The organism is Cryobacterium cryoconiti (genome assembly GCF_004403065.1).
Taxonomy (GTDB): domain Bacteria; phylum Actinomycetota; class Actinomycetes; order Actinomycetales; family Microbacteriaceae; genus Cryobacterium; species Cryobacterium cryoconiti.
In genome coordinates, this window is sequence record NZ_SOHA01000009.1 from 105,533 (window position 1) to 116,648 (window position 11,116).

Below are 11,116 nucleotides of genomic sequence, written 5' to 3' on the forward strand. Positions count from 1 at the left end.
CGTTTGCCCCGGGGAAGTAGCATGTCGCCATGCCACGCTCGGCTCCCCCCAGAACCGGCCCCGTCACCGGCCGCCAGACCGGGGTGTCCCGGGTCTCGTTCGGCGCCCTGGTCGACGGCTTCTTCTTCGTCTTCGCCGGCGCCGCCGCGGTCTGGCTCGCGGTGCTGTTCTTCAGCGAGAGCCTGTCGCTGGGCTGGGGCATCCTCTGGTTCGCCGTGGTGTTCTGGCTCCTGGTGGCCTACCTGGTGCTGCCGCGCCTGCACGGGATCCTGACCCGGCTCTACGTGCCCGACTACTTCATCGGGCGGGCCCGCACGAGCGACGGCCTGCTCGGCGACCCGGTCAACCTGGCCGTCAACGCAACCGAGACCCAGCTGAGGAGCACCCTGGAGGCGGCCGCCTGGACCAGAGCCGACGACGTGACACTCGGCACCGCCTGGAAAATCGTGGCGTCGACGGTGACCCGGCGAAGCTATGACGAGGCACCCGTGAGCCCCCTGTTCCTGTTCGGTCGGATGCAGGACTTCGCCTACCAGCAGGAGGTTCGGAACAATCCCGCCCGGCGGCACCACGTGCGGTTCTGGCGCTGCCCCGACGGCTGGATGCTGCCGGGCGGCTACCGCGTGGACTGGCTCGCCGCCGGAACCTTCGACAAGGCCGTGGGCTTCTCCCTGTTCACCCTGCAGATCACGCACAAGATCGACGCGGACACCGACGTCGAGCGCGACCATATCGTGGCGAGTCTGCTGGCCGCCGAACCGGCGGCCCGGGTCACCGTGATCCGGGACTTCTCCAGCGGCTATCACGCCCGCAACGGCGGCGGCGACACGATCCAGACGGATGGCGACCTGCCGGTGGTCGACCTCCGGGGCGACCCGTGAAGCGTCCGGCGGCGACGACCCTCGGCGCGCTCCTGATGGGGTCGCGGGTGCTGGCGGGACTCGGCACCATCCTGGTCGCCCTGCTGAACTGGACCGCGTTCAGCGACGCGCTGGTGATTGAGACTCCGGGGGGCCGCACTCCCGACGCCGGCCTGGTGCTGGGGATCCTGCTGGGTCTGTACGGGGTGGTTCTGCTGTTGGGCGCGGGGTTGGCCGTCTTCGTGTTCCTCGGCCGCAACTGGGCCCGCATCACGGCGATGACGGTGTCAACGTTCAGCATCGTCACCGGATTTATCGACTACGCGTTCAACGGCGCCGCGATCACGTTCCGCACCTCGCTGTTCAGCCTCACGCTGGACATCCTGATCCTGCTGGCGCTGTCGAGCACGGCCGCCCGGCACTTCGCGAGGCGGCGGAAAAGTGCCGGTTAGGCGTTCGTGGTGGCATGGGCCGCGCAGGCCGGAGCTTCGGCCAGGACACAGCTCGGGCAGACGACGAGCTGTTCCCGGCAGGAGACATCCCGGCAGTTGAGCATGTTCTTCGTCGGCTCGCCGCAGTCGATGCAGCGCCCGATCACGGCGGTGTGATCGCTGAAGTCCAGGGACATCCGCTGGTCGAAGACATAGAGCGAGCCGTTCCAGAGGCCGTCGTCGCCGAAGGTCTCGCCGTAGCGCACGACGCCGCCGTCGAGCTGGTAGACCTCGCCGAAGCCGCGCTCCTTCATCAAGGAGCTGAGCACCTCGCAACGGATGCCACCGGTGCAGTAGGTGACGACGGGCTTGTCCTTGAGGTGGTCGTATTTGCCGCTCTCCAGCTCGGCCACGAATTCGCGGGTGTTGGCGACATCCGGCACGATCGCGTTCTGGAATCGCCCGATCTCGGCCTCGAACGCGTTGCGGCCGTCGAAGAACACGACCTCGTCGCCGCGCTCGCCGACGAGCGAGTGCAGCTCGGCCGGGGTGAGCTTGGCACCGCCGCCGACCACACCATCGGCGTCGACCCGCAGCTCGCCGGGGGCGCCGAAGCTCACGATCTCGTCGCGCACCTTCACGACCAGCCGGGGAAAGTCCAGGCTCAGGCCCTGCTCGTCGAGTCCGCTGCCCTCGCTCCATTTGACGTCGAGATGCTTGAACGGGGCATAGTCCCGGGTCTTGCGCAGGTAGCGCTTGATCGCGGGCAGGTCGCCGCCGACGGTGCCGTTGATGCCGTCGGCGGAGATCAGGATGCGCCCGCGCAGGCCCAGCGACTCGCAGAGGTCGCGTTGCCAGAGGCGGATGGCCTCGGGGTCGGCCAGCGGGGTGAAGACGTAGTAGAGCAGGATCTTCGGAATGGCCACCTCGCCATTTTACGGAGTTTCGCCCGCCGGTATCCGTCCGGGATGCCTCTCGGCGGCCCTCTCGCTGGCCCTCTCGGTGGCCGGGTGGTTAAACTTCTGGCAACCAATTGGAGGCCCCATGGCCCAGAATGATCCTCTCGCCCGGTTCGGCGAGGTGCCCCTCTTCACTCTCACGAGCTCGGATATGACCGACGGCGCACCCCTCGACGCGGCGCAGTACGGCACCGGTTCCGGCGGCCGGAACCTGTCCCCGCAGCTGGAGTGGTCCGGATTCCCGGCTGGCACGAAGAGTTTCGCGGTGACCGTGTACGACCCGGATGCCCCGACCGGTTCCGGATTCTGGCATTGGGCGGTCTTCAACCTGCCGGCCGACTGCACGTCCCTGCCGGAGGCTGCCGGCGCTCTGCAGGGGCGCCTGCTGCCGACGGGTGCCGTGACACTGCCCAACGAAGGGCGCCAGCCGGCTTTCGTCGGCGCGGGCCCTCCGGCCGGCACCGGAACACACCGGTACCAGTTCATCGTGCATGCGGTCGACGTGGCCCGGCTCGACATCGATCCGGACTCCACACCGGCCGTGCTGGGGTTCAACCTGCACTTCCACACCCTCGCCCGGGCGGTTCTCGAGGCCACCGGTGTGCATGGAGGCGCCACCCCAACGGCTTAAGCTGAGACGTTCTCAGGTTGCTCACGGGAGGGTCTCCTACTGTTCTCGGGTGATCCAGATCTGCAGCCCCACCCGATGAGCCACAAGTCCCACACCTCGCAGCCTCGCAAGCATCGGGAAACCAGCCTGTCCCGCGTTCCGGTCTGGGCCTGGCGGGCTCTGATGCACCGCATCTCGGCCGGCGAGTTGCACCGGTTCAACGTGGAGCCGATCGACACCGTCGACTATCACTTCGACCTCGACTACGTGGGCGACGGCATCCGGGACCATCGCCTCGACGTGCTGGTGCCGCATGAGGCGCCGTCGTCGCTCCCGGTCTACATCTACTTCCACGGCGGCGGCTGGACCTCGGGCGACAAGGCGCCGCTGACCAAGTACGCGGCCAGCCAGGCGGCGGACGGCATGATCGTCGTCAACGCGAACTACCGGATGGCGACCCGCTTCCACCTCAAGCACATGCTCGACGACGGCAACGCGGTGCTCGACTGGGTGGCCCGTCACATCGAGGAGTTCGGCGGGGACCCCAGCCGGATCGTGCTGGGCGGGGACTCCGCCGGCGGTCATATCGCGGCGCTCCTCACGGCGTCGGCGTTCGAGCCGGAGCTGGCGGCGCACTACGACATCCGTCCCCGGGTGGCCCCCGAGAACCTGCGCGGGCTGGTGCAACACTGCAGCATCGCCGACGTGTCGGTGATGTTCGAGCGCGGGTTCGTGCTGAGCCTCAATTTTCTGCGGATGCTGCTGCCCGAGCGCGGGCGCGGGGTCGTGCTGCGCACCGCCGCCCGGTTCATGTCTCCGATCGAATGGCTCGACAGCGGCTTCCCGCCGGTCTTCGTGACCACCTCGGAACGCGACTACTTCTACCGGGCCAACCTGAATTTCATCGCCGCGCTGCGGAGGCGCGGGCTCGAGGTCGACACGTTGATCTACGACCGGCAGCAGGTCAACACCCGCCATACCTGGCAGCAGGATGCCGCGCATCCGGAATCGCAGGAGGTCTACCGTCGGCTCGGAGCGTTTGTGCGCCGCGTCGCGAATGTGCCGGCCATCGTCGCAGCCTCCGCCGCCACCTCCGTCACTGCTGCGGCCTAGAAGGTTCGGGGCGCACCCTGTGGAGGCCGGCGCATGTTCTACCGTGCGCCGGCGTCCACACGGTGCGCCGTGACGGGCGTGAGCAAGGCTCGGGCGCCGGGTCTCGACAGGCTCGGGCGCCGGGGCAGGGACGCGAGGGCTAGCTGTGGGCGCCGGTGGCGGCGAGCACGCCGCCGAGGCCGATCATCATCACGCCGCCGCCGGCGGAGAGGTGCTCCATGCGGCGGGGCGACGAGGCGAACCAGTCGCGCGCCGACCCGGCGGCGAGGGCCCAGACGCTGTCGCCGAGCAGAGCCAGCACCACGAAGACGAGACCCAGGGTCATCAGCTGGAGCGGCACGGCCCCGGCGGAGTAGTCCACGAACTGCGGCAGCACGGCAACGAAGAACACGATCGACTTCGGGTTGCTGATCCCCACGACCGAGCCCTCGGCCAGCAGGCGCCACTTCGTCTTCGGCACGATGCTCAGGCCGAGGGTCTGGGCGGCCGCCTGCCGGTGCCGGATCGCCTGCACGCCCAGGTAGACGATGTACGCGGCGCCGGCGAACTTGATCACCGTGAACACCACCACCGATCCGGTCACGATCGCGCCGAGCCCCAGCGCCACCGCCGCGATCACCGGGATCAGCCCGAGGGCGTTCCCGAGCACGCTGAGCAGTCCGCCGACCCGTCCGAGCGCGAGGGACCGCCCGATCACGAACAGCACAGTGGGTCCGGGCAGCGCGATCAGGGCGACGGATGCCAGCGCGAACGTCAGCAGGTTGGGCAGCGGAACCATGTACGAATGCTAGACCCGGCCGGGGCCGGGCATCCACTGTGGCGAGTGTGCCCGTTCCGGTCGAGAGTGACCCGCGGAACGGGCACTCTCGACCGGAACGGGCACTGTGGCGGCCGGGCACTGTGGCAATCGTGCAGGTTCCGGGCATGCGGGGCCGGATGCTTGTGGCCGACGACAGCAGAATCGAGCGTCTGGCCGACCGGTGGCTAGCATCTCAGGATGCACATGCTCTGGCGCACCCTTCTGCACTCCGTTCTGTCCCGCTTCGGCCCGCGCCTGGGCCACTACGACGTGGCCAGCACCCGGTTCGTCACGCTGCCGACCGATCAGGACATCCTTCGGCATATGAACAACGGCGTGTACCTGTCGATCATGGACATCGCCCGTTTCGACCTGCTGCACCGCACCGGCATCTGGGCGATCTTCCTGAAACGCGGCTGGTACCCGGTGGTGGTGTCGGAGACGATCAGCTTCCGCAAGTCGCTGACCCTCGGCCAGAAGTTCACGGTCGAGTCGCGCATCCTGGGCTTCGACGAGAAGGCCGTCTACGTGGAGCAGCGATTCGTGCGGCCGGATGCCGACGGCAACCCGGAGATCTACGCGCAGGGCTTCATCCGCGGACGGTTCCTCAAGCGCAGCGGAGGGGTGGTCGGCATCGACGAACTTGTCGACGCCGTGGGCGCGGTGCCCGATGACCTGACGGTGCCGGCCTGGCTCTTGGAGTGGAGCGCCGACGTCGCGATGCCGGCCACCCGCGCCGCCGCTCCCAGCCACTGGGCCTGAGCGGGCTGCAGTCCAGCTGACGTGGCTTGCGGGTCCGAGACCCGTGGCGACTCTAGGTGGTCGGTTCGGCGGCCTTCCTGGGCACGATCAACTCGCTGTAGTACTCGACGTGGGGCTTGTAGTGCGCCCGGTCGGGCAGCGGAGCACCGGCGCGCGCCGCGACGAGGCGGTCGAGGTAGTAGTCCCAGAACGGGCCGGCGACGGCGGCTTCCGCGGCGGAATGCAGGCGCTGGCCGAAGGTGAGGGTGGTCATCCCGGCACCCTCGACGAGGTGCAGGATCACGTGCCGGGCGGCGTCGTCCTCGCCGATATCGGCGGTGAACCGCTTCGGCGGGATGCACTTGATGATGCTCACGTACTCCCACTCGGCATCCGGATCGTCGAACTTGAAGCGCACGGCGCCCGTCTCGGGAGCACCCGTGTAGGTGCCGACCCAGCCCTTCAGGCCGGCGGCCCGGCTCACGCTCGCCCAGACATCTTCTTTCGACGCGGTGAAGAGTCGATCGAGCATGAGGTAGAGACCGTCTTCGCGATAGGCGAGGCGTCCGGTTGGCTTGAATGACATGCGAACCTCCACGGTGAGTGAGGCACGGGCCTCAGTACCAAGCTATGCCTTTCTCCGGGCTGGGGCCAGCGGCCACGCAGGCTGCCCCGACTCCGGTCACGAAGCCCGCCTCACGCCTCGAGTACCGCCATCGCCGCGTTGTGCCCGCCGATGCCGCTGACGCCGCCGCCGCGCCGCGCGCCGGCCCCGCAGAGCAGGATCCGCGGATGCTCCGTGGCCACGCCCCACCGCTCGGCGGAAGTGGACCGAGGCTCGTCGTCCTCGAGGAACGGCCACTCCAGCGGGCCGTGGAAGATGTTGCCGCCGGGCAGGTTGAGGGCGTGCTCCAGGTCGAGGGTGGTCTTCGTTTCGATGCAGGGCCGGCCGCCGGCATCCGTCATTATCAGGTCTTCGATGGGTTCGGCGAGGACGGAATTCAGCGAGGCCAGCACTGCGGCCTGCAGCCTGTCTCGGCGCTCGTCGTTGTTCTCCTCGGTCAGCCAGCGATGCGGTGCGTGCAGCGCGAACACCGTGAGGGTCTGCGCGCCGGCGGCGACGAGCTCGGGGGAGAGGATGCTCGGGTCGCTGAGCGAATGGCAGTAGATCTCGCAGGGCAGCAGCTCGGGGAAGCCGCCGCGGTCGGCCTGCGCGTGGGCCTGCTCCAATTGGGTCAGGGTCTCGTTGATGTGGAACGTGCCCCCGAACGCGGCCTCGGGAGACACGGTCGCGTCGCGCAGCCGTGGCAGCCGGGTCAGCAGCAGGTTGACCTTGACCTGCGCGCCCTCCGGCTTGGCGTCATTTCCCCGGTCGCCGCCGGGGCGAACGGATGCCGGTGCGTTCCCGTCGAGCAGCTGCCACAGCACCCAGGGTGCCACGTTGGCCAGCACGTGCCGGCCCTGCACGACCCGGTCGACGGTGCCGTGCCGGTAACGAACCTCGCCGTCCGGGGTGATTGCTGTAACCTCGGCGTCGGTCTCGATGCGGGCGCCGGCCTGCCGAGCGGCTTTCTCCAACTCGCCGGTGACCGCGCCCATTCCGCCGACCGGCACGTCCCAGTCCCCGGTTCCGTTGCCGATGACGTGGTACAGGAAGCAGCGGTTCGCGGCGAGGTCGGGGCTGTCGACCGAGGCGAACGTGCCGATCAGGCCGTCGGTGGCGACGACCCCGCGCACGAGGTCGTTCTGGAACCGGTCGCGCAGGGCGGTGCCGAGCGGCCGTTCGATGAACTGCTCCCAGAGCCTGTCGTCGCCGAGCAGCGCCCGTGCTTCGGAGCGGGTCGGCAGCGGCTCGCAGACCGTGGGGAACAGCGCGCGGGCGGCGCGCCCGGTGTCGCTGTAGAAGGCATTCCAGGCGGGGAAGTCGGCGGCCGCGCCGACCCGGTCGAAGCTGGTGCCGGTGGCCTCGTCGTCACCGTGGTCGACCAGGAGCCCCGTGCGCGTGTCGGCCGGGTCGGGGGTGTACGACGAGTAGCGGCGCCGCGCGAGTTCGATCTCCAGGCCGAGCTCGTCGATGATCCGCTGCGGCAGCAGGCTGACCAGGTAGGAGTAGCGCGAGAGCCGGGCGTCGACGCCGGGGAAAGCCTGGGCCGAGACGGCCGCGCCGCCCACGTGGTCTTCGCGCTCGAGGACGAGGACGGATTTGCCGGCCAGGGCCAGGTAGGCGGCTGCGGTCAGTCCGTTGTGGCCGCCGCCGACGATCACGACGTCGTGTGGGGGTTCGCGCAGGCCGGGTTCGCTCATGCTGGGTTCGCTCATGCACCGAGACTAGCGGGGGCGTCAGTCGGTGCGTTCGAGCGTGCCGATCTCGGCTCCGTCGGAGTCCTGCACGGTCATGACGCTGCCGTCCACGGTGGCGGTGCTGGCCTGGCCCAGCCAGGTGTCGACTCCCTCGCAGGCCATCAGGGTCGACGCGAATGTGCCGAACTCGATGGTCTCGCCGCTGAGCGACCAGGTGCCGACCAGCCGGTTGCAGCCATCGGTTCCGGTCGCGGACTGGTCGGCCTTCAGCTCGAGGCCGGGAGTGCCCGTGGCGTCGGGGGTTCCCCACGTGCCTGTCACGTCGTCACTGGCGGTGCCCGCGGAACACCCGGCCAGGCCGAGGGCGAGGGCCACGGCGGCGACGGCGAGCAGTGCGGTTGGTTTGGGCATGACGGGCTCCGTCCGGGTGCCGGCGCGGGCTGCCGGATGCGCCCATTCAACGTTCGAAAGGGAGGAAGGTCAAGCCGTCCCGGTGGCGGCGACCCGCGTGACGGCGCGGGCCAGCGCCTGCCGCACGGCCAGCACCCCCGGCCGGCTGGCACTCGAGCGCCGGGCGGCGGAGAACACGGTGCGCAGCGGACTGCCGGGCAGGTCGACGACGTGCACCGTCGGCGGCGCTCCGGCCCAGATCAGGTCCGGCAGGATGCCGATGGCATTGCCCGATTCGATCAGACGGATGTGCGCGATCAGGTCCGCGGTCTCGAACCGAACGTCGGGCTCGAAACCCTGCGACCGGCAGAGCTGGGTGGCCCAGTGCCGCGAGGCGGTGCCCTCGGGTTCCATCACCCAGGGCAGATCTGCGGCGTCCGTGAGCCCGGCCGGGGGCGCGTGGCCGGGGCGCGGGGGTGGAACGGCGAGTCGAAGCGCATCCGTCGCCAGGTTCACCCGGTCGAGGTCGGGCCAGTGCGCCCGGGTGTGCCCGGGATACTGCTCGGCGAGCACAAGATCGAAATCGCGCGCGGAAACCTCGAACAGGCCGCGCTCGGGCTCGCGCTCGGTGACCTCGACGCGAAGCTCGGGGAACTCCTCGGCGAGCAGCGTGAGGGCCTGGGGGATGACGGCGTGCGCCGCGGATTGGAACAGGGCCACGCGCACCGTGCCGGACACGGTCGTCAGGGAGGCGGTCATCTCCGCCTCGGCCAGTTCGAGGCGCTCCAGGAGGTGGGTGGTGTGCGACACCAGCACCTCGGCCTGCGGGGTGAGTCGCACCCGGCGGCCGACCTTCTGCAGCAGCGGGACCCCGGCTTCCTTCTCGAGCAGGGTGAGCTGCTGGGAGACGGCGGAGGGGCTGTAGGCGAGGGCCTCGGCGACCCCGGCCAGAGTGCCGCGAATCTTGAGCTCGCGCAGCAGACGCAGTCGGCGGACATCCAGCATGCGTCACCCTCCTCGACCGACCCGGCATTGATCACTAATGCTAATCAATATCGATTATAAAGATTCGCTTTTGCTAAAGGAACGGAAACCACACACTGAAATCAGCAGCCCGCCGCGAACGAAAGAACTAGCCTCGTGACCATGACCAACTCCACTCCATCCGTGCAGCACGATCTCAGCGCCGATGTGGTTGCCCTCGTGCAGAAGTGGCTCGCCGAGAGCGCCACGATTCCCGCCGACGTGTCGGCCGAACGCCTCGCCGGCGTGCTGAAGGACCCGAACGGGCTGGACTTCACCGTGGGCTTCGTCGACGGTGTGATGCGCCCGGAAGACCTCATGGTCGCCGGGTACAACCTGCAGAAAGTGGCGAAGCAGGCGCCCGGCTTCCTGCCCTCGTACATGCGCGGGGCGATCGGCCTCGGCGGAGTGCTCGGCCCGGTGCTGCCCTGGGTGGTCATCCCGGCGGCACGGAAGGTGCTGCGCCAGATGGTCGGCCACCTCGTCGTGGACGCCACGCCGGACAAGCTCGGCCCGGCGATCGCACACCTGCGTGAATCCGGCAACCGGCTCAACATCAACCTGCTCGGGGAGGCCGTGCTGGGGGAGAGGGAGGCGCTGCGCCGCCTCGAAGGCACCCGCGCGCTGCTCGCGCGCGACGACGTGGATTACGTCTCGATCAAGGTCTCCTCGATCGCCAGCCAGCTGTCGATGTGGTCGTTCGATGAGGCTGTCGACCGGGTCGTCGAGCGCCTGACCCCGCTGTACGAGCTGGCGGAATCGTCGGCGACGCCCAAGTTCATCAACCTCGACATGGAGGAGTACCGCGACCTCGACCTCACCATCGCGGTGTTCGAGCGAATCCTCGACCAGCCGCAGCTGTTGCACCTGGAGGCCGGCATCGTGCTGCAGGCCTACCTGCCCGACGCCCTGGGTGCTCTGCAGGGTCTGACCCACTGGGCCCAGGGCCGCCGGGCAGCCGGCGGAGCCCCGATCAAGGTGCGCGTGGTCAAGGGTGCCAACCTGGCCATGGAGCATGTCGACTCCGCCGTGCACGACTGGCCGCTGGCGACCTACTCCACCAAGCAGGACAGCGACACCAACTACAAGCGCGTTCTCGACTGGGCGTTCACGCCCCAGAACACGGATGCCGTCAAGATCGGCGTCGCCGGCCACAACCTCTTCGACGTGGCGTGGGCGCACCTGCTCGCGCAGAAGCGCGGCGTGGACGACCGGGTCGAGTTCGAGATGCTGCTGGGCATGGCCACCAGCCAGGCCGAGGCCGTTCGCAAGGACGTCGGCCGACTCCTGCTCTACACGCCCGTCGTGAACCCCGCCGAGTTCGACGTGGCGATCAGCTACCTGATCCGCCGCCTCGAGGAGAACGCCAGCCAGGACAACTTCATGTCGGCGGTCTTCGAGCTGACCAGCTCACCGGACCTCTTCGACCGGGAGAAGGAGCGGTTCCTGGCCTCCCTCGCGGGCCTCGACACCGTCGTGCCGCAGCCCAACCGGGGCCAGGACCGGTCCCGGGCCGAGCAGCTCGACGCCGCCGACCATGGACTGGAGCGCTCCGCCGATTACGGCGACGACGAATACGGCGATGAGTCCGGAGTCGGGCTCACCGCAGCCGTGCTCGGCCTCACCCGCGGTTCCGTCGGCAGCCTGCCGCAGACCGGTTTCCACAACGAACCCGACACGGACCCCTCGCTGCCCGCGAACCGGGCCTGGGGCCGTCGCATCCTGAGCCGGGTGGGGACCTCCACGCTCGGGCTGGACGCCATCCGTGACGCCCGGGTCAGCGACCCGGCCGAACTGGACCACCTGATCGAGACCGCCGCGGCCGCCGGCGCCGCCTGGGGCCAGCGCACCGGCGCCGAGCGCGCCGCCGTGCTGCACCGGGCCGGGCT

At 69.3% G+C, this 11,116-nt stretch carries 12 protein-coding genes; 6 read left to right on the forward strand and 6 right to left on the reverse strand.

From position 1 onward, the window contains the following. The first annotated feature begins 29 nt into the window (after positions 1-29). Positions 30-881 (forward strand): LssY C-terminal domain-containing protein, encoded by an 852-nt coding sequence (locus E3T49_RS16795; RefSeq protein WP_134423852.1) that lies wholly within the window; start codon positions 30-32, stop codon positions 879-881. Continuing rightward, positions 878-1,312: a hypothetical protein gene (locus E3T49_RS16800; protein WP_134423853.1), complete on the forward strand. Its 435-nt coding sequence runs from the start codon at positions 878-880 to the stop codon at positions 1,310-1,312. Before E3T49_RS16795 ends, E3T49_RS16800 begins: the two co-directional genes overlap by 4 nt. Here the strand turns inward: E3T49_RS16800 and trhO are convergent. Continuing rightward, positions 1,309-2,217: an oxygen-dependent tRNA uridine(34) hydroxylase TrhO gene (gene trhO, locus E3T49_RS05000; protein WP_134423854.1), complete on the reverse strand. Its 909-nt coding sequence runs from the start codon at positions 2,215-2,217 to the stop codon at positions 1,309-1,311. The genes E3T49_RS16800 and trhO overlap by 4 nt on opposite strands. A gap of 118 nt (positions 2,218-2,335) precedes the next feature. On the opposite strand from trhO, the gene E3T49_RS05005 reads away from it, so the two are divergent. Beyond that, entirely contained in the window at positions 2,336-2,881 is a 546-nt protein-coding gene (locus E3T49_RS05005) for a YbhB/YbcL family Raf kinase inhibitor-like protein (protein ID WP_134423855.1), read from the forward strand. Positions 2,882-2,956: 75 nt separating this feature from the next. Then, positions 2,957-3,973 carry an alpha/beta hydrolase gene (locus tag E3T49_RS05010; protein WP_241972657.1) on the forward strand — a complete coding sequence of 339 codons (1,017 nt, stop codon included), beginning with the start codon at positions 2,957-2,959 and terminating at the stop codon, positions 3,971-3,973. A 139-nt stretch (positions 3,974-4,112) separates the two neighbouring features. Here the strand turns inward: E3T49_RS05010 and E3T49_RS05015 are convergent, their stop codons facing one another. Continuing rightward, positions 4,113-4,751 carry a LysE family translocator gene (locus E3T49_RS05015; RefSeq protein WP_134423856.1) on the reverse strand — a complete coding sequence of 213 codons (639 nt, stop codon included), beginning with the start codon at positions 4,749-4,751 and terminating at the stop codon, positions 4,113-4,115. Positions 4,752-4,970: 219 nt separating this feature from the next. Between E3T49_RS05015 and E3T49_RS05020 the strand changes: the two genes are divergently transcribed. Then, positions 4,971-5,534 (forward strand): acyl-CoA thioesterase, encoded by a 564-nt coding sequence (locus tag E3T49_RS05020; RefSeq protein ID WP_134423857.1) that lies wholly within the window; start codon positions 4,971-4,973, stop codon positions 5,532-5,534. A gap of 52 nt (positions 5,535-5,586) precedes the next feature. Here the strand turns inward: E3T49_RS05020 and E3T49_RS05025 are convergent, their stop codons facing one another. From E3T49_RS05025 to E3T49_RS05040, 4 genes are all read right to left on the reverse strand, one after another. Continuing rightward, positions 5,587-6,099: an SRPBCC domain-containing protein gene (locus E3T49_RS05025; protein WP_134423858.1), complete on the reverse strand. Its 513-nt coding sequence runs from the start codon at positions 6,097-6,099 to the stop codon at positions 5,587-5,589. A gap of 110 nt (positions 6,100-6,209) precedes the next feature. Next, positions 6,210-7,832, reverse strand: coding sequence for a phytoene desaturase family protein (locus E3T49_RS05030; protein ID WP_241972658.1), 1,623 nt, complete (start codon positions 7,830-7,832; stop codon positions 6,210-6,212). A 21-nt stretch (positions 7,833-7,853) separates the two neighbouring features. Then, on the reverse strand, positions 7,854-8,225 hold the full coding sequence (locus E3T49_RS05035) for an META domain-containing protein (protein WP_134423859.1): 372 nt from the start codon (positions 8,223-8,225) through the stop codon (positions 7,854-7,856). A gap of 69 nt (positions 8,226-8,294) precedes the next feature. Further along, a complete protein-coding gene (locus tag E3T49_RS05040) occupies positions 8,295-9,209 on the reverse strand; it encodes a LysR family transcriptional regulator (protein ID WP_134423860.1) in 915 nt (304 codons plus the stop codon). Positions 9,210-9,350: 141 nt separating this feature from the next. On the opposite strand from E3T49_RS05040, the gene E3T49_RS05045 reads away from it, so the two are divergent. Then, positions 9,351-11,116: proline dehydrogenase family protein (locus tag E3T49_RS05045; RefSeq protein ID WP_166785473.1), on the forward strand; the 1,766-nt coding region annotated here is incomplete at its 3' end.

Bases quoted from the DNA above. Each gene is read 5' to 3' on its own strand.
- E3T49_RS05010 (WP_241972657.1), top strand. From the start codon at position 2,957: ATGAGCCACAAGTCCCACACCTCGCAGCCTCGCAAGCATCGGGAAACC.
- E3T49_RS05030 (WP_241972658.1), bottom strand. From the start codon at position 7,832: ATGAGCGAACCCAGCATGAGCGAACCCGGCCTGCGCGAACCCCCACAC.
- E3T49_RS05040 (WP_134423860.1), bottom strand. From the start codon at position 9,209: ATGCTGGATGTCCGCCGACTGCGTCTGCTGCGCGAGCTCAAGATTCGC.
- E3T49_RS05035 (WP_134423859.1), bottom strand. From the start codon at position 8,225: ATGCCCAAACCAACCGCACTGCTCGCCGTCGCCGCCGTGGCCCTCGCC.
- E3T49_RS05015 (WP_134423856.1), bottom strand. From the start codon at position 4,751: ATGGTTCCGCTGCCCAACCTGCTGACGTTCGCGCTGGCATCCGTCGCC.
- E3T49_RS05025 (WP_134423858.1), bottom strand. From the start codon at position 6,099: ATGTCATTCAAGCCAACCGGACGCCTCGCCTATCGCGAAGACGGTCTC.
- E3T49_RS05005 (WP_134423855.1), top strand. From the start codon at position 2,336: ATGGCCCAGAATGATCCTCTCGCCCGGTTCGGCGAGGTGCCCCTCTTC.
- E3T49_RS05020 (WP_134423857.1), top strand. From the start codon at position 4,971: ATGCACATGCTCTGGCGCACCCTTCTGCACTCCGTTCTGTCCCGCTTC.
- E3T49_RS16795 (WP_134423852.1), top strand. From the start codon at position 30: ATGCCACGCTCGGCTCCCCCCAGAACCGGCCCCGTCACCGGCCGCCAG.